Below are 26,822 nucleotides of genomic sequence, written 5' to 3' on the forward strand. Positions count from 1 at the left end.
CCAAATTCTCAATATTTTTATTATTAAAAGAACACTATCAAAAATTGCATTATTTGAGAACAAGTTCTACAGGACAATGGTCTGAACCTAATACATCTGTATGAATACTTGCACCTTCAAGTCTATCCTCTAACTTTTTAGATACGCAGAAATAGTCAATTCTCCATCCTGCGTTGTTCTTTCTAGCATTGAATCTATAAGACCACCAAGAATACGCACCTTCAAGCTCTGGATTGAAGTATCTAAAACTATCTATAAAACCTCTATCTAGTAAATTTGTAAGCTTTGCTCTTTCTTCATCTGTAAATCCAGGATTTTTTCTGTTATTTTTTGGATTTTTTAAATCTATATCTTGATGGGCTACATTTAAATCTCCACAAACTATTACTGGTTTTTTATTGTCCAATCTAATAAGATAGTCTGTAAAGTCATCCTCCCACTTCATTCTGTAATCAAGTCTTTTTAATTCATTTTGAGAGTTTGGAGTGTAAACTGTAACCATATAAAAATCTTCAAATTCTAAAGTAATAACTCTACCCTCTTTATCATGTTCTTCAACCTCCAGTCCGTAAGTAACATTTAGAGGCTCTTGTTTAGTGAATATAGCAGTCCCTGAATATCCCTTTTTTTCAGCGTAATTCCAGTACTGATGGTAACCCTCTAACTCTAAATCTATCTGACCTTCTTGAAGTTTACTTTCTTGTATACAAAATATATCTGCGTCTACCTCATTAAAAAAATCTACAAATCCTTTACCGACACACGCTCTTATACCATTAACATTCCACGATATTAATTTCATTTTATCCTCCTGATTGCTTTAGTTATAACCACATTAATTATAACCAACTAGTTTATTTAATTAATTAAATTTTATTTATATCTTATAATTCTCATCATACAATTATTTATTGTTTACTTTATCTTAAATTTATTTTAGCACTAAGTTTTATTACTAAATTCTTAAAGCAAGTGTTAGTTCTTCAGCGTCTATCGATGATACATGCACATCTGCGCCCAACTCAAATCCTCCGAAATTAAACCTTCTTGGTATGATATGAATGTGTGCATTGAAGTAAGCTTCTGTATCTATATTTTTAGGATGAGTATGAAAGCATAAATTAAACGGCATATATCCATTCATCTCATATATATTTACAAATAATTTTTTAAATGTATCAGAAAGCTCTTTTATATCTCCATCAGTCAAGTTTTCAAATTTAATATTATCTTTAAATATAACTCTAACCTCTCCACTGTATTTAGTAGCATATGGAACTATTACCAAAAATGAATTTCCGTTATATACAACCCTATTCTCAAGCTCTAACTCCTCTTTTATAATATCGCTGTAAAGAGATCTTGCATTTTCTTTATAGTATTTAAGCGCTATATTTAATTCATTTTGCACTTCTGGCGGCACTAAAGACATCGACATTATCTGAGAATGTGGATGCATAAGTGATGCTCCAGCTTTTCTTAAGAAGTTTTTAAATATATTTACATACTCTACTTTTTCTTCCTGTATTAATGATTTATACCTATTTTTAAACATGATAAACATATCTTCAAACTCTTCTTCTGTCATGTCGTAAAAGCTCCCATTATGTCTATATGTATCGACCATAACCTCATGCTTTCCAAATATCTGAGATGATGATTCATCTATTATAGGAAACTTGTTGTACACTGATTTTACATACCACTCCAAATCTCTGCTTATTTCGAAAGTAGGCTCAGTAGTATACTTCTCATTTCCCCTACAAAATGGGCACCATTCATTGTGAATTCCCATTTCTTCTGTCTCTTCTATTTGATGTGAACTTTTGTCGTGCGGTCTTTTAATTCGATCGGCTGCAAAAATTATTAAATCATCAGTAATTTTATCTCTCCTTAATTCTTTCATAAATACACCTCGCCAATATAATTGTTTTTACATATATCTCTATTATATGTTATTTAGGATATTGGTTAAATAGATTTGTTCTATTTTACAATAACGACAATTCCCAATGTTCTGTAAATTTCGCACTAATTTGTATAAATAATCTGAAAAATTTAAAATAATATTTTAATTTATGCTGATTTTTAAATTATTCTGTGATATCATAAAGTTGTATTTAAATATTTTTATGTTCGTTACATAGAAAACTTTATTACATTTTAATATTTTTATTGGGAGGTATTTATTATGAAATATTCTAAAAGATTAACATCTATGCAATCTTCACCAATTAGAAGACTTGCACCTTACGCTACAGCTGCTAAGGAAAGAGGAACAAAAGTTTATCACCTTAATATAGGTCAACCTGATATCAAAACTCCTCAAGGATTTTTTGATGCAGTAAAAGATTTTAAAAGCGAAGTTCTAGAGTATGCTGGTTCAGAAGGTATTCCCGAATTAATAGAAGCACTACAAAATTACTACAAGACATATAATATTGATTTTGATAAAGATGAAATACTAGTAACAAACGGAGGTAGTGAGGCATTAATGTTCACTATGATGGCTGTTTGTGATCCAGGCGAAAATATCCTAGTTCCAGAGCCATTCTACACTAACTACAATGGATTTGGTCAGGCAGTTAACGTAGAAATGAACCCTGTTACTACAACAGCAGAAAACGGATTCCACTTACCACCTAAAGAAGAGATAGTTTCTAAATTGAACGATAAAACTAGAGCTATATTAATATCTAATCCAGGTAATCCAACTGGAGCTATATATACAACAGATGAACTTCATATGTTGGCTGATATAGCTAAAGAAAACAATCTTTGGTTAATAGCTGACGAAGTGTACAGAGAGTTCGTTTACGATGGGCTTGAGTATACAAGTTGCGGAAACTTAAAAGATATTAAAGATAGAGTTATAATAATAGACAGTGTTTCTAAGAGATACAGTGCTTGTGGAGCTAGAATTGGTTCTGTAGCATCTAAAAATAAAGGACTTATAGCTGAAATACTTAAATTATGCCAAGGAAGACTTTGTGTCCCAACACTAGATCAAGTAGGTGCTGTTGCACTTTACAAAACTCCAACTTCATACTTCAAAGAAGTTAACGAAGAGTACAGAAAAAGAAGAGATGTTTTATACAACGAATTAATCAAAGTTAACGGAGTAATCTGTGAAAAACCAACTGGTGCATTCTACATAGTTGCAAAACTTCCAGTTGACAATGCAGAAGATTTCGCTATATGGATGTTAAATGAATTCTGTAAAAATGATTCTACAGTAATGTTTACTCCAGCTGAAGGATTCTATGCAACTCCAGGTTTAGGAAGAAATGAGATAAGACTTGCTTACATCCTTAACCAAACAGATCTTCAAAATGCAGCTACTCTACTTAAAGAAGGTTTAGAGCAATACGTTGCATTAAAAGCTAAAGCTTAATATATAAAGATAAATTAATTAAAATAAAAAGAGCAGCTCTTAAAACTAAAATATGTTTTAAGAGCTGTTCTTTTTTTACATATACGCCAATTTATACGAGCTAATATTGATTATGATAAATAACCAAACTTATAAATATAACTGACCTTTCCCCATAATCACTGAAGTCCCTGCAATTGAAACACTTTCAAAATCGTCCGATTATTTTGCCATGGAGCGAACTTTGAAAGTCCGCTTTTTGTAAGACCTCTTCTATACACGTAAATCAACATCTACCTTATCAAGTTCATCTTCATAGTCTTTCAGAGCAGGATCTATTACATCTTTAACAAAGTCATCTACTTGTTCACTAGATCTTCCTGTAAAGTTCTTTGGATCCATTATAGATAATATCTCTTCTTTGCTCATTTTAAATGAATCATCTTCAACTATTAGAGAAATAAGGTTATTATCTAATCCTTCATGCTTAACTCTATATGCCGCTTTCATTGAGTACTCTCTTATAATTTCATGAAGTTCTTGTCTATCTCCACCTCTTTTTACAGCTTCCATAAGAATTGTTTCAGTAGCCATAAAAGGTAATTCTTCATTTACATGTTTGTTTATCATATTTTCATAAACAACCATACCATCAGTTACATTGATACCTATATCTAAGATTGCATCTGCTGCCATAAACGCTTGAGGTATAGAAAGTCTCTTATTTGCAGAATCATCTAGTGTTCTTTCTAGCCACTGAGTTGATTGAACCATAGCAGGGCTTAGAGATTCAGATATAATAAACTTGCTCAGCGAAGATATTCTTTCACTTCTCATTGGATTTCTCTTATATGCCATAGCTGATGATCCTATTTGATTTTTTTCAAATGGCTCTTCTAATTCTTTTAAATGTTGTAAAAGTCTTATATCATTAGTCATCTTGTGCATACTTTGTGCAATTCCTGAAAGTATACTTATAACTTGGTAGTCAAGTTTTCTAGTATAAGTTTGTCCACTTACAGCGTATGATGATTCAAATCCCATCTTAGCGCAAACTATTTTATCTAATTCTTTAACTTTATCGTGGTCACCATCGAATAAACTTAAAAAGCTTGCTTGAGTTCCAGTAGTACCCTTAACTCCTCTAAGCTTCATATTATCAAGTCTATAGTTTAAATCCTCTAAATCAAGCAATAAATCTTGTGCCCAAAGACAAGCTCTCTTTCCTACAGTAGTCAACTGTGCCGCTTGGAAATGTGTAAATCCAAGAGTTGGAACATCTTTATATTTCAAAGAGAATTTCTTTAAGTTATTTATTAAATTAGCCAATTTTATTCTTAAAAGTCTTAGACCTTCTGTCATCTGAATAACATCGGTATTGTCTCCAACATAAGCTGAAGTAGCCCCAAGATGGATTATCCCCTTCGCTTTTGGGCACTGTAACCCATAAGCTTTAACGTGAGACATAACGTCGTGTCTGACTTCCTTCTCTATTTTTCTAGCTTCATCAAAATTTATATTATCTATATTTTCTCTAAGCTCATCAAGCTGCTCTTCAGTTATATTTAAACCTAAATCATGTTCTCCTTCAGATAATGCAACCCATAATTTTCTCCATGTTGAGAATTTAAATTGCGGTGAAAATATATAACTCATATCTTTACTGCAATATCTATCTGTCAACGGGTTTGTGTACGTAATATATTTATTGTCTACCATTAATAAGTCCTCCTAATATATTTAAATAATTATATCAACATAATAATTATATGAAATTTCACGAACAATAACAAGTATTATAAAGCTTTTATTCATATTTTATAACTTTTTCTTTTAATTATCGCTATCTAAACTCTATAATGTTATCGACCTTTCCATTAGACATAAAGTTTAAAACATACTTGTATCTCTGAGCATAGTGTTTATCGCTCCATCCGAGTTTATTTTTTAGGACCTCTTCATCAAGCCCAAACATCAAATTTATAGCAGCATATGAATGCCTAAAATCTCTAGCTGAGTACTGTGGTAATTCAGCCATATCGAGAGCTTTTCTTACAATAATTCTGACATTTCTATCAGTTATAAAATCGCTCTTTTGAGTTGTAAAAATAAAACTATCACAGTTATCTATATTTTCTCCAAGACCCAAAGAAGCTCTATACTCTTCTAATGTAAATAAAAGATATGGATGAATTAACATCGATCTCTCTTTTCTTCCCTTTCCTAATTTAATATATACCTCTCCATCTGGATCTTTATAGATATCTTTCCATTTCAGATTTACAAGCTCATTTAACAAGCATCCAGTTGTTATTAAGCAAACTATAATAGCGCCATCTCTTACTTTTAATTTTGGAACTATACTTAAAAGATTATTTATTTCCTCTATATTTAATACATCATCTTTATTTTTAATCCTAGTAACAGTCGGTTTTTCAATACTTCTAAAAGGATTAATCTTAATATACTTCTCTTTATTTAAGTAATTGAAATAGCTATGTAAATAACTGTATACTTTTTCTGAAGTAGATTTAGCATAAGTTTTCTTTACAAACTCCATAAACTTCTCGCAATCGTATTTATCTACATCTACAAAATTTTTACCACCTATAAATTTTTTAAATTGCACAAGCTTTGAAAAATAATCGTACTTTGTATTGGGACTCATCTTTACAGAAAAATTATTAAAAACCTCATACTCAAAATCTTCTAATATTTTCACATTGTTCATCTAATCACCCCTACCATTACTTTCATGTATAACATTACTATATCATATCTTAAATATACTTAAAATGAAAATTACTTACTATTGTCTACTTATCAACCCTATGATATTATAAATTAGTAAACTTAGCATATAATAACTATTAAAAAAGAGATTAAAATTAGTATTGGAGGTAGTAAAATTTGGAAGGATTCAGTTTAATTGAAATACTTAAAGCTGTCGTTTTAGGTATTGTTCAGGGAATAACAGAGTGGTTACCAGTAAGTAGTACAGGGCATATGATATTAGTCGATGAGTTTATTAAACTAAACTTCTCTGCGAGTTTTATAAATACATTTTTAGTTGTAATACAATTCGGTTCAATTCTTGCAGTATTATTGATATTCTTTAAGAAGTTAAATCCATTTGACAAAGATAAAACTTCTATACAGAAAAATGAAACTATCGATTTATGGATAAAAGTAATAATAGCTATAATTCCATCAGGAGTAATAGGAGTATTATTCGAAGACAAAATAGATGAATTGTTCTTCAACTCTACCGTAGTTGCTATAGCTCTTATAGTATACGGTATAATAATGATAATGTTAGAAAACAGAAATAAAAAACCTAAGTTTAACAGCTTCAAAGACGTTACATATAAATTAGCTTTTGCGATAGGGATATTTCAATGTTTAGCTCTTATACCAGGAACATCTAGATCTGGTTCTACAATTATCGGTGCTGTTTTACTTGGAACATCAAGATTTGTGGCTGCTGAGTTTTCATTCTTTATGGCGATCCCTACAATGTTAGGTGCCAGTGCATTAAAACTTTTAAAAGCAGGATTTGCATTTTCAGGCTTTGAATGGCTTGTACTACTTATCGGATCAGTAGTTGCATTCCTAGTTTCTGTAGTAGTTATAAAATTATTTATGGATTATATCAAAAAACACGACTTCAAACCATTCGGTTACTACCGTATAGTATTAGGTATAATTGTTTTGGCTTATTTCTTTGTTTTAAAATAATGAGGTAAAAGAATTGTAAATAAGGCAAAATATAAAGTTTGCAGATGTCTAGCACCGCAGATTGGGAAAAAGTCTGTAACTGTGCTGGACATCTCCATATTTCCCCACCACTCAAAGTTGTCATTTCTCTGTATAAAGTGAGGTGTCGTAAACGAGATTTTATTAAATTTTCGCCCTTTTGATAACGACCTTCAAAGATGGTTGATATCCGCTATTTGATAACCATTCACCGTACATAAAATCCCAAGTGTTTCATTTACAATTCCCTTGAAAACTCTATGAAAATGAAACTTAGAAAAACCTGCAACATCAGCAAGATCTTCAAGAGAAAGAGAATCCTACAAATGAGTTTCTATAAAATCTTGCACCTTGATCTTGATCTTGGTCCTGATCTTCCGCACTTCGCTCATACCAAAAGGAAGCGAAAAGGGATGTTGATGGAGATAGATTTTATATAGGTAATGAGGGAGTTGTCTGGCGAGACTTCTTAGCCAGCCGACCTCAGAACCTATATAAAATCTGTCTCCATTAACATCCCTTTTCTCAACCTCCCCTTATTTAGAATCCACTATAAGTTTCACAAGGTCACTACCATCCTCATTAAAAGTCGTAACGATTTTAAGGCAATTGGAAGCCCTGCTCAAAGAAAGATAAATCTTATTTAAATCTCCAACAAAATCATTAACTTGATAGTCCTGATCCGTATCAGCTATAGTTTGGTTGTACAACATCTCCAATTCACATACAATAACAGCCTTGTACTCCAAGCTCTTTATTGTGTATATATTAGATAGCGTAACTCCCATCTTCTTGCTTAGGTTAGTCAAGTTTTCGTCAGCATATATATATGGTATACTTGATGATTCAAATGCTTTTTTCAACATGTACTGAAAGTAAATTGTATTTCCATTTTTCAGTCTTTTCTTGTTATACGGATATATTACAGCTATTTCTTCATGCTTTATTCCTAATTTGCTTGTAAGATACTCTATTTCCCAAATAACGGAGCTTATTTGATCATCTAGGTCGCTTACCTTAATTATATCCACTGAGCTATCCAAACTCCTTATAGCATCCATTTTGTAGAAAATATCGTGTTCTACATTGCTCTTTAGATTTCTTATAAATTTGTTTGAGTTCTCTGCAAACTTATTTACAAACGCCGCAAGTTCTTTAGTCTGTCTGTAGTTGCAATTAAGAAAAAGATTTTCGTCAAACTCTATATATTCATACGGAGTCTTAAATATATTTAGGTTGTTCGAAATATTTAAAGATCCACACGAGTAAATGTTGAAGATATATTTAGCCTTGTACAAAAACTCTTGTATAAATCTTATATCATCGTCTGCAAAACACTCAGCTTCATCTATAAATATACCTTTGAACATATTTTTATTTTTTATAATATTTTCTGCTTGTTTAACCAGATTTTTAAATGTCTTCTCATAATCATTTTTTAACATAGCGTAGTCAAGTATCAGACTGTATTTTTTAGCTAGTTTAAAAATAAACGACCCAAATGTATGCACTTCTAAATTATTATTGTCTTTATATAGTATCTCAAGTAGCTCTCTTAATTCATTGCATGACTGTTTATTGTGGGTAAAGATCAGAAAATTATGATGTGGGTATACTTTCGCCAATTTTATTGCTCTAGAAAGCATTATTGATGTCTTACCAGTACCTGAAGCTCCTTCGATTAAAGAGTTTCCATAATTTATAGATATAACCTCTTTTATCTGAGATTCCTCCATCATTGTCGCTGTATATTCATAGTCATCATTGAAAAAAGAAATTTTTTTAAAGTTTTCATTTAGATGCAGAGAATCATTTATCAAATAATACTCCGAACAAACATCTAGCAGATATAAATTTAGACTCACTTCATCGTTCTCATTTTGTAAATATTCATCTAAATATATTTTTCCACCGACTATATCTGAAAGTTTATTTTTATCTATAACGTGATTTTTTATAAATTCATCAAAACCAAAACTATCATCAATCTCTACATAAGGCATGATGAAAATGTAGTTGTAACTTATATTTCTAAAGTTAAGGTTCATTTTATTTTTTAAAAGACCAAACTCTTCATCCATTACTTCTATTAGCTCTTCTTCTAGTATTGAAAATAAATCTTCAGTAGTATCCACAAATTTTATAAATAACGGCTTATTGTCTTTTATATACAGCAAGTCTGTATTTATTCCTTTAAAAGGAGTAACCTTTGGAATAATCTTAGTATTTTTGTCTAACTTTTCATAGAAAGTTCTTTCAATCTCTTTTATTTTTAGGGCATCTAGTTGGGATCTTATATCTACATATTGAATCACTTATAACTACCTCCTTATGTTATAAATAATTATAACATTTAAAACCAAGCTTTTATATAAAAAACCACAATAAATAGAATGATATCTATTAATTGTGGCCTTTACTTCTAATTATTTAGCATATTCTATTGCTCTAGTTTCCCTTATTATGCTTACTTTTATTTGTCCAGGATACTCAAGTTCCTCTTCAATTTTCTTAGTCATATCTCTCGCTAGTAAGTGTAATTCCTCATCGTTTACATCTTCTGGTTTAACCATGATTCTTATTTCTCTACCAGCTTGTATTGCATATGACTTCTCTACACCATCGTAAGAACTAGCTATTTCTTCAAGTTTTTCTAGTCTCTTAATATAAGCTTCTAGAGTTTCTCTTCTAGCTCCAGGTCTAGCTGCTGATATAGCATCTGCTGCTGTTACTAAAACAGCTTCAACTGATTGAGGCTCGTAATCACCGTGATGTGTACTCATAGCGTGAATTACATCCTTAGATTCTTTATATCTTCTAAGTAAATCCATTCCTATTTCTACGTGTGTACCCTCCATCTCGTGGTCAACAGCCTTACCTATATCGTGAACTAATCCTGCTCTTTTAGCTAATCTAACATCTGCACCTATTTCTGCAGCCATGATACCAGCTAAATGAGCTACTTCTATAGAGTGTTTAAGTACATTTTGTCCATAACTTGTTCTGTAGTTAAGTCTACCAAGAAGTCTGATAAGCTCTGGGTGAAGTCCGTGAACACCTGTCTCAAATGCAGCTTGCTCACCGTACTCTTTGATGATATTGTCGACTTCTTTTTTAGCTTTTTCTACCATTTCTTCTATTCTAGCAGGGTGGATTCTACCATCTGCTATAAGTTTTTCAAGGGCAATTCTTGCAATTTCTCTTCTTATTGGATCAAATCCTGATAAAATTACTGCTTCTGGAGTATCGTCTATTATAAGATCTATACCAGTTAGAGTTTCTAAGGTTCTTATATTTCTACCTTCTCTACCAATTATTCTACCTTTCATTTCATCATTAGGAAGATTTACTACTGTAACTGTAGTCTCTGCTACATGATCAGCAGCACATTTTTGAATTGCATATCCAATAATCTCTCGAGATTTTTTCTCTGCATCTTCTTTTGCTTGTGTTTCAACTTCTTTAATCATCATAGACATTTCACGTCTAACATCTCTTTCAGCATTGCTCAAGATTATCTCTTTTGCTCTGTCAGATGTTATACCTGAAATACCTTCTAATTTAGATAGTTGTTGTGCTTTAATCTCTTCTATTTCTGTTTCTTTTGCCTCTGCTAATTTAACCTTTTCTGCTAAATTAGATTCTTTGTTTTCTAATCCTTGTATTTTCTTATCTAAAACTTCTTCTTTTTGTATAACTCTTTTTTCATATCTTTGTACTTCGCTTCTTCTTTCTTTATTCTCTCTTTCAGCTTCAGATCTCCATTTGTGGATCTCTTCTTTTGCTTCTAATAATTTTTCCTTTTGTACCGTTTCGGAGTCTCGATGTGCTTTATCTATTATTTCTATAGCTAAGTTTTCAGCTTGGCCAACTTTTGCTTCAGATACGTTTTTTCTAACAATATATCCTGCTAAAATACCAATAATTGCACATATAATACCTATTACAATCTCTATGACATCCACCTCCTTTTCATTAGTTATTAAACTAAAACGTCATTTAGTATACCAAAACGTCGTAAATATGATAAAAATATCCTCATTAATTATAGTCAAACAGTTCTATCTAATTAAATTTATATATTTTACCCTCTTTTAATTTTATAATCTTTTCTATATTGTGTCAAGCTAATCAGGAGTGTGGAATGCCTTTTATTACTTATTAATTATATATAATCTTCTTAAGTCTATTGATCAATTTTAACTTGTTCTACTTCTGCTTTTTTCTTTTTATCTTCGCCATCTGCTTCATCAGTGGCATCTAGCTCATAATACACTCTAACTTTTTTGTTTATTTCTTCAGTTAAATCTGGATTATCTTCTAAAAATTTTTTAACATTTTCTCTACCTTGTCCAAGTTTTGTATCTTCATAATTGTACCAAGAACCAGATTTCTTAACTATATCTACATTTGCAGCTATATCAAGTAAATCTCCTGACTTAGATATACCTTCTCCATACATTATGTCGAACTCTGATTGTTTAAATGGAGGTGCAACCTTATTTTTAACAACTTTTACTCTAGTTCTATTACCTACAATTTTATCACCTTGTTTGATACTGTCTATTCTTCTTACATCAAGTCTCACTGATGAATAGAACTTAAGAGCACGACCACCTGTTGTAGTCTCGGGGTTACCAAACATGATTCCAACTTTTTCTCTAAGTTGATTTATAAATATAGCTACACAGTTAGATTTTTTGATAGATCCAGTTAATTTTCTAAGAGCTTGTGACATAAGTCTAGCCTGTAGACCTACGTGAGAATCTCCCATGTCTCCATCTATCTCTGCTTTTGGAACAAGAGCTGCAACTGAATCGACTACGATTATATCTATAGCACCACTTCTTATAAGTGCCTCAGCTATCTCTAGTGCCTGCTCTCCAGTGTCAGGTTGTGAAATTATAAGGTTGTCTACATCAACGCCAAGCGCCTTTGCATAAACAGGGTCAAGCGCATGCTCTGCATCTATGAATGCTGCAATTCCACCTGCTCTTTGAGCCTCTGCAACACAGTGAAGTGCAACAGTTGTTTTACCTGATGATTCTGGTCCGTATATCTCAACTATTCTTCCCCTTGGAAGTCCACCAATACCTACAGCTATATCAAGTCCTAATGCTCCTGTTGATATTACATCTATAGACATAGAAGTAGCTTCTCCAAGTTTCATTACAGATCCTTTTCCAAAGTCTTTTTCAATTTTCCCCAGTGCCTCGTTTAAGGCTTTTAATTTTTCTTGATCAACGCTCATCTCAATACCATCCCTTCATATATATAAAATCAAACATTTGTTCTTTGTTGTACATTAATTATATATCATAATATTAATAGAGTCAATTTAAAAAACACATTACTCCTAATTTTTTATTTTTTATTTTCCCTATCTTATTTATTAACATTTTTGCCCTTCATTAAACATAAAAATTCTTTCCAGAAAATAAAAATCTTAGTACAACACAATCAATATATAAATAGAAAATAGGCATGAAATCGAATGTAAATATCCCAAGCATTGGCTCTAGCTACTGCTTAACCATACACTTAATATATTGTATCCAATTACATACCTATCAATTCTTAACTATTGTATCTAAATATTTTTAATTTCTATTTTTAAAACTACTATTTGCTCTCCATAAATAGTTCTTTATTCTTGTGTAGATACTCCCATCCAGAATAAAGAGTAAGAAGTGTAGCTATAAGTATTAGACCTGTACCAAAATTAAGCAAATAGGCATTGTAAAAATGCGCTCCTAAAAATAATACCACTATAGAAACCATCTGCGTTATCGTCTTCAGCTTCCCACTTCCTCCAGCTGCTATAACTTTTCCATCAGCAGCAGCAATAGCTCTTAGTATACTTACTGTAAGCTCTCTTGCAACTATTATAATGACCATCCAGCTGCTTACAAGATCTACTTCAACCATACATATAAGAACCGAAATAACCAACAGCTTATCAGCAAGTGGGTCCATAAATTTTCCAAAATCGGTTATTAAGTTATCTCTTCTGGCTATATAACCGTCTAGAGCATCTGTAATAGATGCAATTATAAATATAACACATGATATAAGGAATCTATTTGGAACTTCTAATAGAATTAATAATACTAATACTGGTATCAATAAGATTCTAAATAAGGTCAACTTATTGGGTAAGTTCATATAAACATCTCCTCAAATTTACAATAATATCTTAAATTCTAATTATCTTTAACAATTAATCGATTGTAGTAATCTAATACTTTATCTAAAGCTTTAGATTCATCATCAAAATTTATAACTTCGTCGTATTCATACTTTTCTATAGAGTGCGTGTAAAGCGGATCGTAGTATTCAAGTAAATACCTCTCTACTACTTCTTCATATTTTTTAGTCTCTAAAAGTTCAATGTACTCATCTACTACTTTATTGCTTAGTCTTTTTCTAAATTTGTTTATGCACTCTTTAAGATCATCTATATTATCCTCATTTTTAGAATAAATATAATCTCTACACAACCTATCTACCCTGTTTTTTAGGCTGACTTCAAGTATTATATGTTGACAATCGCCTATCATAGACTCATATACCTCGTTTGGTACAGAGTTATGACCTACACGCTTACTTTCACTTTCAACAAAAATAAAATCTTTTTTTGAAAAATATAGTTTTTCAAATATCTCTGTCTCAAATAACTTTTGGGATGGAGATTTCTCATCAAACGTTATAAATCCAAAAATAGATCCGCTATTTCTAGCTATTCCTTCAAGATCTAGTACGTCTATATTTTTTTCTTCCAACATATGAAGTAAATCCGTTTTACCTACACCTGTAAGTCCATGTACTGATACAAGTTTCTTTTTCTCCATAGCAGTCTTAAAATAATCTAAAACGAGGTTTCTGTAAGACTTGTATCCACCTTCTAGTTGGTAGACATTTACGCCTAGAGATGATATGACATTGGTAATACTTCCGCTCCTCATTCCACCTCTTGCACAGTAAACAACCATATTATCGTATTCATTTGCAAGCTTAGAAAGCTCTAAGTACATATCTTTAAGTTTATATGATACGTAATCAAAGCCTTTCTGTATAGCTTCATGTTTCCCAAGCATCTTGTATATAGTACCTACTTCTTTGTGCTCATTGTCCATAAATAGAGGCATGTTTATAGCATTTAATATATGGTCTTCCTCATACTCGCTTTCCGTTCTTACATCTACAAAAATTACTTTTTCTAAGTTTAGAGCTTCTTCGATCTCTACTGTCATCTAATTTTCACCTTCTAAATCCTCTTTACTTATTAATACTTTTCTAGGTTTGCTTCCTTCACTTTGACCGACTATTCCTCTTTCTTCCATTGAGTCTATAAGTCTAGCAGCTCTGTTGAATCCTATTTTAAACCTTCTCTGTAACATAGACGCTGATGCTTGACCGCTATCTACTACAAGTTCTATAGCCTCATGTAGAAACTCATCTTCATCATCTATTTTAGAAGTAGTGACCTTAGAAATTGTCTCAATTATGTCTTCTTCATACTGTACTTCGTCTTTAACTTGATCTTTAACGAAATCTATAACTCTCTCAGATTCGCCTTCAGATATAAATGCACCTTGAAGTCTTACCGGTTTTGCTGCACCTAACGGGTAGAATAGCATATCTCCCTTTCCTAGAAGTTTTTCAGCTCCACCTGTATCTAGTATAGTTCTTGAATCTGTCTGCGATGAAACAGCAAAAGCTATTCTAGATGGTATATTTGCTTTGATTACACCTGTGATTACATCTACTGATGGTCTTTGAGTAGCTACAATTAAATGCATTCCAGCGGCTCTTGCCATCTGAGCTAATCTACATATATAATCCTCAACATCATTTGCACTCGCCATCATTAAATCTGCAAGCTCATCAATTATTATTACTATCTTAGGTAGTTTATCATCTACTACCTTCTCATTGTATCCGCCTATATCTTTAACTTGGTTTTCTGCAAATAGCTTGTATCTTCTATTCATCTCTACTACCGCCCAGTTAAGAGCATTTGCAGCTTTCTTTGGATCAGTTACAACTGGTATGAGTAAATGTGGTATACCGTTGTAGTTTGCAAGTTCAACAACTTTTGGATCTATTAAAAGAAGTTTTACTTCATCAGGATTTGCCTTGTAAAGTATACTACTTATTAGCGTATTTACGCACACACTCTTACCTGATCCAGTAGAACCAGCTATAAGAAGGTGAGGCATCTTTCCTATATCTCCAATTATTATATTTCCTGCAACATCTTTACCAAGACCCATTGCTAATGGAGAATTGAAGTTATTAAATTCATCACTCTCTAGTATCTCTCTAGCAGTTACCATTTGAGCCTCTTCATTTGGAACTTCTATTCCTATTGCGCTTTTTCCAGGTATAGGAGCTTCTATTCTTATACTCTTTGCAGCTAAGCTAAGAGCTATATCATCTGTCAGGTTAACTATCTTGCTAACTTTTACACCAGGACTTGGCTGTATTTCGTATCTAGTTATTGTAGGTCCAACAGTTACTTGATTGATTTTGGCTTCTACTCCGAAATCAGCAAGCGTCTTTTCAAGCAGGGCAGCATTTTTTAATACTTTCTTCTTGCCGTTTTCATCTGCTTTTTTAGGAGCCTTGTTTAAAAGATCTACGCTAGGCTTTTTGTAATCATCATAATTTGTTTTTTCAACTCCCATAGGTTGAGTTGCATCAAAGATCTTAATATCATCAGTACTGTTACTTTTTCTTGTTTTATTTAAATCAGCAGCTGTTGCATTATTTTTCTCTTCAACTTTGGCTGGTTTATCCCCAGCTTTTTGCAATTCTTTGAGTACATCTAATTCTGGCATACTTGCTGTTCCCTCTAATATTTCAAGGTATTCATCTTCTGCCTTATTAAATCCAACAATCTTAATAGTTTTATCATCTACATTGTCTTCTAAATCATCATCTACTACATCACTATCATCTACAGTTGTTCCTTCTTTATCTTTGTTTTTAGAAAACTTCTTCTTGAAAAAACCTGTCTTTTGAGGAACAGTAGCATCATCAACTTCATCTGTCATAATATTTACGGCTGACTTTTTCATACTAGCCATTTTTTCTTTAAAGCTAATCTTACTAGTTTCTGGATTGTTTGACATAAATTTAAGTCCATTTATCATATCTTTTATAGATATATTGAAGATAAATAAAACTGCTAATATAAGCATAAATAAACTTATAAGCCATGCACCAAATATGCCAAATACTTTAGTCATATAAAATGAAATTGTACTTGAAATAAGTCCACAACCTGTGCCCTTTACACCCATATCCATAACATCGCTTATCATGCTAGCCTTAAGTGGACTATCCACTGGAAGACTTCGCACATTTAATAAACCATAAAATACGAATATAAACAATATTGCTACATAGTATAGTTTAGTCTTTCTAAATCTGTATATGTATTCGTTGCCATCGAAAAATCCCAATATCCCTGTAAGGATAAATAAAAGAGGAATTACTATAGAAAGCCCACCAAATAGACCTTTAAATAGACTCTGCATCACTGATGGCAGCCATCCGTTCGTATTAGAATTTAAACTATATAAAAGAAAAATTCCTATAAATATTGTAATCAGATTATGGTATTCAGAATTAAAGCCTAACTTACTGCCTTTCTTTTTTTTCTTTTTCTTCTTAGTGTTAGTGGCCATAAAAAATCACTCCCCATTTTTACATGTTTAAGACTTAAAAACAAAAAGTGCTAATGTTTAAACACTAACACCTCAGTTTTGCTTACATAATTATAGCATAAAGTATCTAAAATAAACAAACTTATTTGATTTCGTTACAAATTAGTAATCTTTAAACCTCTTCTTCATTTATTAATTCTCTTAGTTTATTTATTGCGTCTTTAAGCCCACCGACCTCATCAATTAATCCATACTCTACTGCTTCTTTTCCAATTAGTACACTTCCTACATCGCTAACGAGTTCATCTCTAGAATGCATAAGTCCTTCTATATCCTCTTTCTTTATATTTGAAGTTCTTGTGATAAATTGTGTGATTCTCTCCTGCATCTTTTTAAAATACTCAAAGGTCTCATTTACACCTATTACTAGACCTGTTGTCCTAACTGGATGAATTACCATAGTTGCTGTTGGCGCAATAAAAGAGTAATCCCCAGCTGTAGCTAACGGGACACCTATGCTGTGGCTTCCTCCTAGTACGAGCGATACAACTTTTTTTGATAAACTGTTTATTAACTCTGCAATCGCAAGTCCAGCTTCGATATCTCCACCCATGGTATTTAATATAACAAGAACCCCCTTTGTTTCATCACTCTCTTCAACTGCATACAGAAGTGGGATTAGATGTTCATATTTTGTAGCTTTTTTTTGAGGGTTGTTCATATAATGCCCCTCTATTTCTCCGATTATAGTAATGCACTCTATATCTCTACTTGTTTCTGGGATTCCATTTGGCCTACCAAGTTCCTTTATATTCTCCAAATCTTCATCTCCGAAAGTATCCTCGGATTCATCTTCATTAAAATTATTCTTATAATTCTCCATAATAAATGCTCCTATCAATAAATATATTTAACTTAGTTTTACCAAAATCGCTAAATATATCTACTAAAAAATATATCTATTGACATTATTTAATTAGAATGTTAAATTAAACATACCAACGGTTGGTATAAAGGAGGCATTATAAAGCTATGGCAAGAAATAAATATCCAGAGCAAACTGTAGAGCAGATATTGTCTATATCTACTTCTCTATTTAATAAAAACGGCTACGAAAAAACTACTATACAAGATATTTTAAATGAGTTAAAGATGTCAAAAGGCGCTATATATCATCACTTTAAATCAAAAGAAGATATATTAAATGCGATTATAGAGAGGCGTTCTAGTTACGCGAAAGAACTTCTAAATAGATTGATTGTAAATACAAAAGCAGAAAATGCAAAAGAAAAGTTAAAAAAGATCATACTAGAAATTTCAAAAGATAAGGAGAACCATTCAATTGATAGCATTTTATCATCTCAAATAAAAAATCCTCAATTTGTAGTTGCTGGTATTCAAGCTTCTGTTATTGATGACGCTCAGATTATTTCTAAGTTATTTATAGAAGGGACAGAAGATGGCTCAATTAAAACCGAGTATCCTCTTGAATGTAGTGAAGTTTTTATGCTTCTTATTAATATTTGGATAAATCCAATTATATATAAACGATCCATTGTAGAAACAAAACAGAGGTTAATCGTACTACAAAACCTAATGAAACAACTTGGTGCTGATATAATAACTGATGAAATAATCGATATATTCGTTAATGCCTATAAAAATATGAATGCTTTTTAAAAATTAATCAATTTTCAATTATTCTTTTTGTAAAACTATAATTTTATGAAAAGAATATATTTTTCTTTTATACATACCAACGGTTGGTATAATAAATATACAACGGAGGCAAAATGAAAAATTATAACAAAAACTTAATAGATAAAACAAAAGACATATCTCAAAAGGCATTAGAAAAATCTTTTAACAAGGTTAATATTTTAACTTCTCCAACAGATCAGATCAATAGAATAGGCTGTAATGTGGGTAAAACTCTTGGTGTTATCATGATCGTGGTTGGAGCTATCGAAATAGTTAAGGGTAAGGCATTATTGGGCTCTGGTAGCTGTATAGCGGGTGTATCTACAATAGTTTCAAATTTTATAGCTCAGAATAAATAAAGAGCTTATACAAAATGGATTGAGTAATCGACTATATAATACATATATTAAATCTACAACTTTAATATATTATAAATAATCGAATACTCAATCCATTTTTATATTCTTTCTAAAAGTATTTTATTTTATATAAAACTCATGGTGAATTGCATGAACTGCTTTTTTCATATCTTCTCTGTTTACTAAGCACGAAATAGTCATATGAGAATCAGATGTCTGAAGTAGAGAAATTCCATCTTTAGATAAACCTCTCACTATTTTAGACATTATTCCAGGAACTGCAACTATCTTAGAACCTATAAGCGTTACCTTAGCACAGTCTCTTATTATCTCATAATCAAGGTCAAAACTATCAAGCACAACCTTTAATTCCTCGATATTTACTTCATCTATTACAAAAGTCTTTTCCTTTATAAAGAAGTTTATCATATCTATACTTATATGTTTATTTACTATCTCATCTAGTATCTCTGTAAACTTGTCTTCCTCAGTTTTAATTCTAACCTGTGCAATATTATCTTTATGAGCTACTGCTACTTTAAGTTCATTTTCTTCTTCGTACGCATCATCATTTAAAGTGTAGCTATTCATATATCCAATCTTAGTTCCTTTGTAAGTTGGATTCATGGCATTTTTAATGGCTAGCGTTATATTTCCACTCTTAGCAAGTTGAACTGCTCTTGGATGTATAACTTTCGCTCCTTTATCTGCCATTTGGAAAACTTCTTCATAATCTATAAAGTCTAATATCTTAGCCTCAGGCTCTATCCTCGGATCTGCAGTCATTATACCATCTACATCTGTGTAGATTTCTACAGTATCACATTCAAGTGCCTTTCCTATAGCAACAGCCGAAGTGTCGCTTCCACCTCTTCCAAGTGTAGTAATCTCACCTTCATCTGTAACTCCTTGGAATCCTGCAATAACTACAACCTTATCTTGTTTAAGAGCTTGTTTTATTCTACTAGGATTTATGTATTTTATTCTAGCATCTGAATAAGTATCTGTAGTTAAAATCCCTGCCTGCTGACCTGTTAGAAATTCAGCTTCTATTCCATTTTCAATAAGCATATTTACAAGAATTGTTCCAGATATCATCTCTCCACAAGACATTATAATATCCATCTCTCTCTTTGATGGATTTGGATTTATATCACTGCAGAGATTTATTAGTGTATCAGTTGCGTATGGAGCACCTTTTCTCCCCATAGCTGATACAACCAGTACCAAATCCAAACCTTTGTCTTTTTGAGTTTTTACTATTTGGCAAATTTTTGCCATTTTATCATATGATTCAACTGATGTACCACCATATTTCTGCACCAAAATCTCCATAATGTCCTCCTATATATGACCATCGTGTTCTATAATTATCATGTCGTTTCCGATTTTCTTAACATTTCTCCACGGAACTTCAAGAAATAAATCATTTCTTCTTCTACTAAAAAATCCTCTTTCTTGAGGTATTAAAAGAGCTAAAATACTCCCAGTTGTCTCGTCTAAAATCAGATCGCACTCTCCTATTATACCTAATCTCTCGCCAGTTACCAAGTTAACTATTTCTTTACCCGCTATTTCAGATAAATTCATAAATACCCCTCCACAGATTTACTTTAAATTTAATCTAAGCAGCCTATCTCTTCTACATCTCTTCCAACCAAACAAATTCCTTTGTTGGTTACATCAAAAACTTTATCTATAACGTTTTTAACTGTAGTTAAGTCGACCTTATTTATACAATCTAGTATTTCATCTGTAGTTTTTACTCTTTTATTTAGAAGCATTGATCTCCCAATCATCATCATTCTGCTGCTTGTACTCTCTAAGTCCAAAATATAGCTTCCTTTTAATTGCTCTTTACTAAACTCAAGTTCCTCTTCAGTTATATAATTGTTCTTTAAATCTTCTATTTCCTCTAAAATCAATTTGTATACTTCTTTTACATTTTCGTTGCTCATACTCGAAAATATACCTAACTCTCCACACTTTCTATAAAGAGTCTGACTTGAATATATAGAATAAACTAAACCTTGTTCTTCTCTTATCTTTTGAAATAATCTAGAGCTGATACTCGCACCAAATATGTTGTTTATAACTGATATCGCATAACTCTCTTTCTCGTCTTCCATCGGAATTCCCTTCAAACACAATGAAAGATTCACTTGCTCAGTGTCTTTATTCTTTGTTACAAAGCATGGCTTAAATTCAGCCTCTGTGAATTCTATACATACTTCTTTTTTCTTCCAATCTTTAAACTTATCACTAATATCTAAAACTATTTTATCAAAATCAAAATTGCCGGATATAGAAATAACAGTATTATTTGGTACATAGTATTCGTTGAAAAAATCGAATATTGAATCTCTAGTCATAGCTTCAAGTGATTCCTCTGTACCTATTATATTCATGCCTAAACTATGACCTTTATATATATTCTCAATCAATAGATCGTATGACAAATCATCAGGTGAATCCTCATACATTTTAAGCTCTTCAATTATTATAGATCTCTCTTTTTTTATCTCTTCTTCATCGAAATCAGAGTTTAATACCATATCGCTCAAAATATCTAGACCTACATCTATATGCTCATCTAATAGCTTTACATAAAAACATGTACATTCTTTACTCGTGAATGCGTTTATTTGTCCACCTATATTGTCAATTTCACTAACTAGTTCTTTAGCTGTTCTATTTTTGGTTCCCTTAAACAGTAGATGCTCTATAAAATGTGATGTCCCGCTAGTTGAAGTATTTTCCATGCGAGAACCAACATTAACCCATACCCCCATACTAACCGATCTCAAATACGGTATCTCTTCTCCTATAATGGTTAACCCATTTTCTAATGTCTTTACTTTATACATTATATTCCTCCAAAAATTTATTTTCTAGCTGAAAAATACATAAAGTTTTATAATTAATGACTTCACTGTAAATTTGCTAAGTTTTTCATCGATTACACCTCAGTTTTAAAAACATCACCAAGTCTTCCAGGCTTAAGTCCTTTGTCTTTAACTATTTTAATTATATCATCAATGCACTGAGTAGTCGCTTTAGTTGGATGCATTAATATTATACTTCCATCTTTTAGATCCTTACCTTTAATTCTATCTACTATTATATCTGGTTGTTCCCTATACTTCCAGTCAATTGTGTCAGCATCCCACTTAAAAGGAATATAATTCAACTTCTTTGCAGCTTTTACTGTCTCATCCCCAAATGAACCTGCAGGAGCTTGGAAAAATTTAGTCTCTTCACCTATAATACCCTCGATTATCTTTTTAGAAGTGCTTATCTGTTTCAAGTTATCCTCATAAGATAATGTTGAATAGTTCAAGTGTTCATATCCGTGATTTCCTATCTCATGACCAGCCTTTTTGATCTTCAGAAGCTCTTCTTTATTTTTTTCCGCCCACTTACCTGTAACATTAAAAGTGATCTTTACATCTTCTTTTTTAAGAACTTCTAGTATACCTTCTATGTACTCTGTCTCCCAACCTAAATCTATATTGCATGTAAGTGCAACATAACCACTATCTTTCTTGTTCCCCCTTTCATATGGTGCGTTTAAATCTAAAAATCTAAAAACGGTTTTACTGTCTTTATTTAACAAGAATACACCGCCTGCAATGGCCAAAACTAAAGCTAAGATAATTGCAATAATTTTTTCAGCTTTTTTTTAGTGAGAACCACCATCATCATAAATACTCCCCCAATCTATGGACAAATTTATTTCCTATTTAATACTATTAATAGACAAGTGTTTTTATGATATTATTTAGTGTATTTACTCCTTGTATATAAAGTTAAATCTATTATCTGACCAGGATGTAACTTCCTTTATTTTTATAGGCAGTGTAAAATAAAACCATGATTCTTGAAATTTCATGATGATCGCTACAATTAATACAAATAATGAGATTTTATAAATATAAAACTAACTGGGGGGTAATATGGTATATAATAACCTGTTTTATAGTTTAATAATAAGATATATCAATATAAAGTACGATAAGCTAACGTATAAAAAATGAGCTAAAATAGTTAAGCAGTATTTCAAATATCTCATTGCAGTTGTTTATAATCAGCTTATTTATCGAACGATTTTAACTTATTGTATATATCTATTACATTTACTTTTTTAGAAGAATTTACAAAGTAACTTCTATCTTCAGTCTTTAGATGAAGAATCGGTAAATTATCTTCGGTAAGATATAGTTCTGATTTTCCATATCCATTTACTTTAAAAGTTCCTATACACTTTTCTTTTAAACCTATACCGTTTAACCTTAATTGAACATCTGGATATTTATCCAGCAAATCGTACCTACACCTGACAACTCAATCTCTATCTCTAGGTATATCCTTGGGGTAGGTTTAAGGTGGTAAAAAATAAACATAATTTAGTAAGATAAGGTTACTAATGAAAAAGATATTTTTTAGATAAAAAACGATACCTTAGAAGCTATTAAAAAATAGCCTCTAAGGCACCACACTAAAAATCTTCTAAATTTTTTATCGATTATTATACTATATATAAATTACTTTGTAAAAATCATTATTTAATTTCAATTAATATAATGCAATTTAACTAACCTAATATTACTTAACAAAGTTACTACGCCTTTACTAAAATCGAAAAATATCTATTTTTCCTTCCTAAAGCACACCCCCAAAGCTTGACCCCGCTAAACTTATCGATAATTTAGCGGGCATAACCCTTACTGACTGCAAAAGCATAATCTCTCTAATCCTAGTATCTCTGCTGCACCAGCTATTGTAGTTCCATAGTAATAAACCGGTTTATCTAAATACATAAAATCTACAATAGAATTATTACATAGCGTACTTCCTGTACAGATTACAACGTCTGCCCACTCTACTACATCTTTGTAATCTTTTATTCCATCTTCTATTTTAACATTGTACTGTACAGATCCTACGAAATCCGGATTTAAATCTAAAACTCTAGTCTCATAAAAATCCTTAATATTGTCTATAATTGCAGGCTGATATCCTACTATCGCTACCTTTGGAGTATCTAATCTACTTTTGATAAATCCTGGGAAATTCTTCGCACATTTCTCAGGTTCGTTGTTTTTACAGTGAATAGTTCTATCTGTTTGATTTAAATATCTCATTACTGCATTTAGCGATGCTATAAATAAACTCCTATTGTACGGATTGTCATTTAAATCTAGTGTTAGTATTTTTTTTAAAGTCCCCTCAAACATAGATGGCGTTGATGTAAATGCCTGACCTTTTGAACCTTTAAAGTCTGCTTCAAGCATTATCTCTTTTCCTATTAATATTGGAAAATCTTTACGAGTTGTATCTCCTATTGCCTCATATGGCGTTAATGATTTCGATACTATACTTACCATATCTAAATCTAAATTATTTTTTTGCGCTTCTTTAATAAAATAATTCCTCAATGTATCAAATATATTCATAAAAAAAGGACTCCCCCTTCTGCTTTATTTCATCATCTATTTTAAAAATATGCTCTATTTTACCGTAGTTCATTATACCTATATTGTGGGCAAAGAACATTGCCTCTGATATATCGTGTGTGACATGAATAACAGTAGGTTTATACTCTGTATATACATCTTTAAGAATCCTACTCACACGTTTTTTGGTAATATAGTCTAGTGAACTCATTGGCTCATCTAACAAAAGTATAGATGGTTCTGCAACTAAAGCTCTCGCAAAAGCTACACGTTGTTTTTCTCCACCACTCAAATGCTTCGGATACCTATTTTTTAGATCTTTAATTTGAAGCATGTCGATTAATTTATCTACTTTTTCATTCTGTATATCTAAGTTTACTTTTTTTAATTTTAAAGGAAACTTTATATTTTCTTCTACATTCATATTTGGAAATAGCTCAAAATTTTGATATACAAAACCTATATCTCTTTTCTCTGGCGGTAAATCAGAAATAACTAAATCATTGTAGATTATCTTACCTTTTGCATCTTTATACCTTCCAGCTAGAGTTTCTAAAAATAGTGTTTTTCCAGATCCACTAGATCCCAACAATACAAAATATTTACAATCATCAATACTCAAACTATTCTCTCTAAGACCAAAAGAAGGGAGTTCGAGTGATAAATTTTTTATTTTTAACATTATCTTTCCCCGACCTCCCTATTAAATAATACTTCAAAAATTGTCATACATGTAATAGATATTATTATTAATATTACAGCTATTCCAACTGCTATATCTATATCTCCAGTTGACATATTTAAATATATCGACGTTGGAATAATTTCAGTTTTCATGCGTGTCGACCCAGCAATCATAGCAACTGCACCAAATTCACCTAATGCTCTCGACCAAGTCATTACAGTAGCTGATATAATTCCCCTTTTCAAGTTTGGAAGTGTTATATACCTAAATGCCTGCCAGCTATTACATCCAAGAGTCCTTGCGACAAATACCATCTTCTCATTGCTCTCACTCAAAGCAGTATTTAAAATCTTTATTGTGAGTGGTAAGTTAACAAATACCTGAGCGAGAACAATTCCTTGTTTTGTAAATACAAAATCCAGATTAAATATTTGCTGAAGATCATTTCCTATTCCCAATTTTCCAAATAAAAGAAGGAGTGCTATCCCCGAAACTAAATGAGGCAAAGACATAGGTAAATTTATAACCTGAACTACTAATTTTTTAAATGGAATATTTTTAGTATGTAAAAAATATGAAGTCGGCAATGCCAATATTAAACATATAACTGTAGATATAGATGACGTTTTCATGCTTAAAACTATAGCAAATTTCACTTCTTCAGATCCTAGACATACAGGCACATAGCTAAGACCTCTTATTATGAGCACTCCAAGCGGAGATACAATAAATAATAAAACTAATACAAAAAATACTGTCAATAATATATCAAAAATTTTATTTTTCAAACTTTACACCACTACTTAACTGGTTCAAAACCATATTTTTTAAATATTTTTTTTCCTTCATTTGACGCTATAAAATCTATGAATTTTTGTGCCATATCTTTTTTATCACTGTATTCAACAGTTCCACCAGATATAATTTGATCTATATTTTTGTCTGGATCTATCTCAACTACTTCGACGTCATCATTTCCAAATACTGAATCTTTAGTAGCTATAGTAGCATCGGCATCACCCGCTGTCAGCTGCATAACCATTTCGTTTACAGTTGCTGCTGTAGATACTACATTGTCGTTTACTGATTTTAAATCGTTCTTTTCAAGTATTTTTTGAGTAGTTTTTCCAATAGCATTCGCTTCTTTATCTCCTAGTACAAGTTTCACTCTATCTTTAGCAAGGTCTTCTAATTTTTCAATTTTAGCTGGGTTTCCTTTTGGAACAACTATCGCTGGTGTATGGTGAGCTACTACTTTATGATCGCCAACTAGTTCTTTTTCCACTGCTTTTTTGTAAAGAGGCTCAGATCCAACTACAAATGCGTCTCCTTTTTGGCTTGTCTCAAGTTGAGCTATAAGTTGAGCCGATCCAGCATAGCTGTACTCGATTTTCACATTATTTTCATCACCAAACTTTTGTGCTATTTCATCCATTGGCTTTTTAAGCCCTGCACCTGAGTAAACAAAAAGTGTCTCTTGTTTCTCTTTATCTTTTGTATTTGCTTCTTTATTAGTAGAATTTTCTGTCTTAGCCTTATCGTTTGAATCTTCACCTTTTGAATTACATGCAGTAGCTCCTATTGATATAAATAGCGCTAAAGCAATTACTGAAATCTTTTTTATCATAATCTTTCTCCCTTATTTTTATAATTTAAATTTTCTTATCTAACTTTAAATTCAAATTCCTTTTTTAGTATATCATAATGTGAAAACGATGTCTAAGCTTTTTGTATTGTTTTGTTATGTTTTGTATTGTTTGATCTCATTTGTATTTTTATTGTCATATTAAACAAATTATTTTACTTTCAAACATAATA

Annotated in this window: 24 protein-coding genes and 1 pseudogene; 4 read left to right on the forward strand and 21 right to left on the reverse strand. The window is 31.5% G+C overall.

Annotated elements, in window-relative coordinates:
- Nucleotides 1-49: 49 nt before the first annotated feature.
- Both xth and galT read right to left on the reverse strand, forming a co-directional pair.
- Nucleotides 50-802 (reverse strand): exodeoxyribonuclease III, encoded by a 753-nt coding sequence (gene xth, locus T473_RS0103315; RefSeq protein ID WP_024620623.1) that lies wholly within the window; start codon nucleotides 800-802, stop codon nucleotides 50-52.
- Between the two features lie 153 nt (nucleotides 803-955).
- On the reverse strand, nucleotides 956-1,906 hold the full coding sequence (gene galT / locus T473_RS0103320) for a galactose-1-phosphate uridylyltransferase (protein ID WP_024620624.1): 951 nt from the start codon (nucleotides 1,904-1,906) through the stop codon (nucleotides 956-958).
- 285 nt (nucleotides 1,907-2,191) lie between these two features.
- Between galT and T473_RS0103325 the strand changes: the two genes are divergently transcribed.
- A complete protein-coding gene (locus T473_RS0103325) occupies nucleotides 2,192-3,394 on the forward strand; it encodes a pyridoxal phosphate-dependent aminotransferase (protein WP_024620625.1) in 1,203 nt (400 codons plus the stop codon).
- A 252-nt stretch (nucleotides 3,395-3,646) separates the two neighbouring features.
- Here T473_RS0103325 and purB read toward each other — a convergent pair whose 3' ends face one another.
- Together purB and T473_RS0103335 are read right to left on the reverse strand one after the other, a co-directional pair.
- Complete coding sequence (gene purB / locus T473_RS0103330; protein ID WP_024620626.1) at nucleotides 3,647-5,092, reverse strand: adenylosuccinate lyase; 1,446 nt, start codon at nucleotides 5,090-5,092, stop codon at nucleotides 3,647-3,649.
- A 124-nt stretch (nucleotides 5,093-5,216) separates the two neighbouring features.
- Entirely contained in the window at nucleotides 5,217-6,104 is an 888-nt protein-coding gene (locus T473_RS0103335; RefSeq protein WP_024620627.1) for a tyrosine-type recombinase/integrase, read from the reverse strand.
- A gap of 179 nt (nucleotides 6,105-6,283) precedes the next feature.
- Here T473_RS0103335 and T473_RS0103340 point away from each other — a divergent pair, with 179 nt between their 5' ends.
- Entirely contained in the window at nucleotides 6,284-7,111 is an 828-nt protein-coding gene (locus T473_RS0103340; RefSeq protein WP_024620628.1) for an undecaprenyl-diphosphate phosphatase, read from the forward strand.
- A 191-nt stretch (nucleotides 7,112-7,302) separates the two neighbouring features.
- On the opposite strand, the pseudogene T473_RS19975 reads toward T473_RS0103340, so the two are convergent.
- The 8 genes and pseudogenes from T473_RS19975 to T473_RS0103380 form a co-directional block, all read right to left on the reverse strand.
- A pseudogene (locus tag T473_RS19975) lies at nucleotides 7,303-7,434 on the reverse strand (helix-turn-helix transcriptional regulator); the annotation flags it as partial.
- A 231-nt stretch (nucleotides 7,435-7,665) separates the two neighbouring features.
- Nucleotides 7,666-9,444 carry a UvrD-helicase domain-containing protein gene (locus tag T473_RS0103350; protein WP_024620629.1) on the reverse strand — a complete coding sequence of 593 codons (1,779 nt, stop codon included), beginning with the start codon at nucleotides 9,442-9,444 and terminating at the stop codon, nucleotides 7,666-7,668.
- 111 nt (nucleotides 9,445-9,555) lie between these two features.
- The gene (rny, locus tag T473_RS0103355; RefSeq protein ID WP_024620630.1) at nucleotides 9,556-11,094 is read right to left on the reverse strand and encodes a ribonuclease Y; all 1,539 of its coding nucleotides are present in this window, start codon (nucleotides 11,092-11,094) and stop codon (nucleotides 9,556-9,558) included.
- 221 nt (nucleotides 11,095-11,315) lie between these two features.
- Nucleotides 11,316-12,380 carry a recombinase RecA gene (recA, locus tag T473_RS0103360; RefSeq protein ID WP_024620631.1) on the reverse strand — a complete coding sequence of 355 codons (1,065 nt, stop codon included), beginning with the start codon at nucleotides 12,378-12,380 and terminating at the stop codon, nucleotides 11,316-11,318.
- A gap of 371 nt (nucleotides 12,381-12,751) precedes the next feature.
- Entirely contained in the window at nucleotides 12,752-13,294 is a 543-nt protein-coding gene (gene pgsA, locus T473_RS0103365) for a CDP-diacylglycerol--glycerol-3-phosphate 3-phosphatidyltransferase (protein WP_024620632.1), read from the reverse strand.
- Between the two features lie 38 nt (nucleotides 13,295-13,332).
- Complete coding sequence (mnmH, locus tag T473_RS0103370) at nucleotides 13,333-14,382, reverse strand: tRNA 2-selenouridine(34) synthase MnmH (protein ID WP_024620633.1); 1,050 nt, start codon at nucleotides 14,380-14,382, stop codon at nucleotides 13,333-13,335.
- A complete protein-coding gene (locus T473_RS0103375) occupies nucleotides 14,383-16,824 on the reverse strand; it encodes an FtsK/SpoIIIE family DNA translocase (RefSeq protein ID WP_024620634.1) in 2,442 nt (813 codons plus the stop codon).
- Nucleotides 16,825-16,975: 151 nt separating this feature from the next.
- Nucleotides 16,976-17,686: a ClpP family protease gene (locus T473_RS0103380; protein ID WP_024620635.1), complete on the reverse strand. Its 711-nt coding sequence runs from the start codon at nucleotides 17,684-17,686 to the stop codon at nucleotides 16,976-16,978.
- A 149-nt stretch (nucleotides 17,687-17,835) separates the two neighbouring features.
- Between T473_RS0103380 and T473_RS0103385 the strand changes: the two genes are divergently transcribed.
- Both T473_RS0103385 and T473_RS0103390 read left to right on the forward strand, forming a co-directional pair.
- Entirely contained in the window at nucleotides 17,836-18,483 is a 648-nt protein-coding gene (locus T473_RS0103385; protein WP_024620636.1) for a TetR/AcrR family transcriptional regulator, read from the forward strand.
- Nucleotides 18,484-18,596: 113 nt separating this feature from the next.
- A complete protein-coding gene (locus T473_RS0103390) occupies nucleotides 18,597-18,863 on the forward strand; it encodes a hypothetical protein (RefSeq protein ID WP_024620637.1) in 267 nt (88 codons plus the stop codon).
- 120 nt (nucleotides 18,864-18,983) lie between these two features.
- Here the strand turns inward: T473_RS0103390 and dapG are convergent, their stop codons facing one another.
- From dapG to modA, 9 genes are all read right to left on the reverse strand, one after another.
- Nucleotides 18,984-20,198, reverse strand: a complete 1,215-nt coding sequence (gene dapG, locus T473_RS0103395; protein WP_024620638.1) for an aspartate kinase — start codon at nucleotides 20,196-20,198, stop codon at nucleotides 18,984-18,986.
- Nucleotides 20,199-20,207: 9 nt separating this feature from the next.
- Nucleotides 20,208-20,453 (reverse strand): YlmC/YmxH family sporulation protein, encoded by a 246-nt coding sequence (locus T473_RS0103400; RefSeq protein ID WP_024620639.1) that lies wholly within the window; start codon nucleotides 20,451-20,453, stop codon nucleotides 20,208-20,210.
- A gap of 29 nt (nucleotides 20,454-20,482) precedes the next feature.
- Nucleotides 20,483-21,730, reverse strand: coding sequence for a M16 family metallopeptidase (locus tag T473_RS0103405; protein ID WP_024620640.1), 1,248 nt, complete (start codon nucleotides 21,728-21,730; stop codon nucleotides 20,483-20,485).
- 92 nt (nucleotides 21,731-21,822) lie between these two features.
- Complete coding sequence (locus T473_RS16100; RefSeq protein ID WP_242825847.1) at nucleotides 21,823-22,479, reverse strand: polysaccharide deacetylase family protein; 657 nt, start codon at nucleotides 22,477-22,479, stop codon at nucleotides 21,823-21,825.
- Nucleotides 22,480-22,955: 476 nt separating this feature from the next.
- Nucleotides 22,956-23,186 (reverse strand): PH domain-containing protein, encoded by a 231-nt coding sequence (locus T473_RS0103415; protein ID WP_024620641.1) that lies wholly within the window; start codon nucleotides 23,184-23,186, stop codon nucleotides 22,956-22,958.
- Nucleotides 23,187-23,587: 401 nt separating this feature from the next.
- Complete coding sequence (locus tag T473_RS0103420; protein ID WP_024620642.1) at nucleotides 23,588-24,319, reverse strand: Rossmann-like domain-containing protein; 732 nt, start codon at nucleotides 24,317-24,319, stop codon at nucleotides 23,588-23,590.
- On the reverse strand, nucleotides 24,306-25,001 hold the full coding sequence (locus tag T473_RS0103425; RefSeq protein WP_024620643.1) for an ABC transporter ATP-binding protein: 696 nt from the start codon (nucleotides 24,999-25,001) through the stop codon (nucleotides 24,306-24,308). Before T473_RS0103425 ends, T473_RS0103420 begins: the two co-directional genes overlap by 14 nt.
- Nucleotides 25,001-25,792: an ABC transporter permease gene (locus T473_RS0103430; RefSeq protein WP_024620644.1), complete on the reverse strand. Its 792-nt coding sequence runs from the start codon at nucleotides 25,790-25,792 to the stop codon at nucleotides 25,001-25,003. Before T473_RS0103430 ends, T473_RS0103425 begins: the two co-directional genes overlap by 1 nt.
- 11 nt (nucleotides 25,793-25,803) lie before the next feature.
- A complete protein-coding gene (gene modA, locus T473_RS0103435) occupies nucleotides 25,804-26,631 on the reverse strand; it encodes a molybdate ABC transporter substrate-binding protein (RefSeq protein ID WP_024620645.1) in 828 nt (275 codons plus the stop codon).
- Nucleotides 26,632-26,822: the final 191 nt, after the last annotated feature.

The sequence above is a fragment of the Clostridioides mangenotii TR genome (assembly GCF_000498755.1).
GTDB lineage: Bacteria > Bacillota > Clostridia > Peptostreptococcales > Peptostreptococcaceae > Metaclostridioides > Metaclostridioides mangenotii_A.

Excerpts from the sequence above, each read along its gene's own strand:
- xth (WP_024620623.1), bottom strand. The coding sequence starts at position 802 with ATGAAATTAATATCGTGGAATGTTAATGGTATAAGAGCGTGTGTCGGT.
- galT (WP_024620624.1), bottom strand. The coding sequence starts at position 1,906 with ATGAAAGAATTAAGGAGAGATAAAATTACTGATGATTTAATAATTTTT.
- T473_RS0103325 (WP_024620625.1), top strand. The coding sequence starts at position 2,192 with ATGAAATATTCTAAAAGATTAACATCTATGCAATCTTCACCAATTAGA.
- purB (WP_024620626.1), bottom strand. The coding sequence starts at position 5,092 with ATGGTAGACAATAAATATATTACGTACACAAACCCGTTGACAGATAGA.
- T473_RS0103335 (WP_024620627.1), bottom strand. The coding sequence starts at position 6,104 with ATGAACAATGTGAAAATATTAGAAGATTTTGAGTATGAGGTTTTTAAT.
- recA (WP_024620631.1), bottom strand. The coding sequence starts at position 12,380 with ATGAGCGTTGATCAAGAAAAATTAAAAGCCTTAAACGAGGCACTGGGG.
- pgsA (WP_024620632.1), bottom strand. The coding sequence starts at position 13,294 with ATGAACTTACCCAATAAGTTGACCTTATTTAGAATCTTATTGATACCA.
- mnmH (WP_024620633.1), bottom strand. The coding sequence starts at position 14,382 with ATGACAGTAGAGATCGAAGAAGCTCTAAACTTAGAAAAAGTAATTTTT.
- T473_RS0103375 (WP_024620634.1), bottom strand. The coding sequence starts at position 16,824 with ATGGCCACTAACACTAAGAAGAAAAAGAAAAAAAAGAAAGGCAGTAAG.
- T473_RS0103380 (WP_024620635.1), bottom strand. The coding sequence starts at position 17,686 with ATGGAGAATTATAAGAATAATTTTAATGAAGATGAATCCGAGGATACT.
- T473_RS0103385 (WP_024620636.1), top strand. The coding sequence starts at position 17,836 with ATGGCAAGAAATAAATATCCAGAGCAAACTGTAGAGCAGATATTGTCT.
- T473_RS0103390 (WP_024620637.1), top strand. The coding sequence starts at position 18,597 with ATGAAAAATTATAACAAAAACTTAATAGATAAAACAAAAGACATATCT.
- dapG (WP_024620638.1), bottom strand. The coding sequence starts at position 20,198 with ATGGAGATTTTGGTGCAGAAATATGGTGGTACATCAGTTGAATCATAT.
- T473_RS0103400 (WP_024620639.1), bottom strand. The coding sequence starts at position 20,453 with ATGAATTTATCTGAAATAGCGGGTAAAGAAATAGTTAACTTGGTAACT.
- T473_RS0103405 (WP_024620640.1), bottom strand. The coding sequence starts at position 21,730 with ATGTATAAAGTAAAGACATTAGAAAATGGGTTAACCATTATAGGAGAA.
- T473_RS0103420 (WP_024620642.1), bottom strand. The coding sequence starts at position 24,319 with ATGAATATATTTGATACATTGAGGAATTATTTTATTAAAGAAGCGCAA.
- T473_RS0103425 (WP_024620643.1), bottom strand. The coding sequence starts at position 25,001 with ATGTTAAAAATAAAAAATTTATCACTCGAACTCCCTTCTTTTGGTCTT.
- modA (WP_024620645.1), bottom strand. The coding sequence starts at position 26,631 with ATGATAAAAAAGATTTCAGTAATTGCTTTAGCGCTATTTATATCAATA.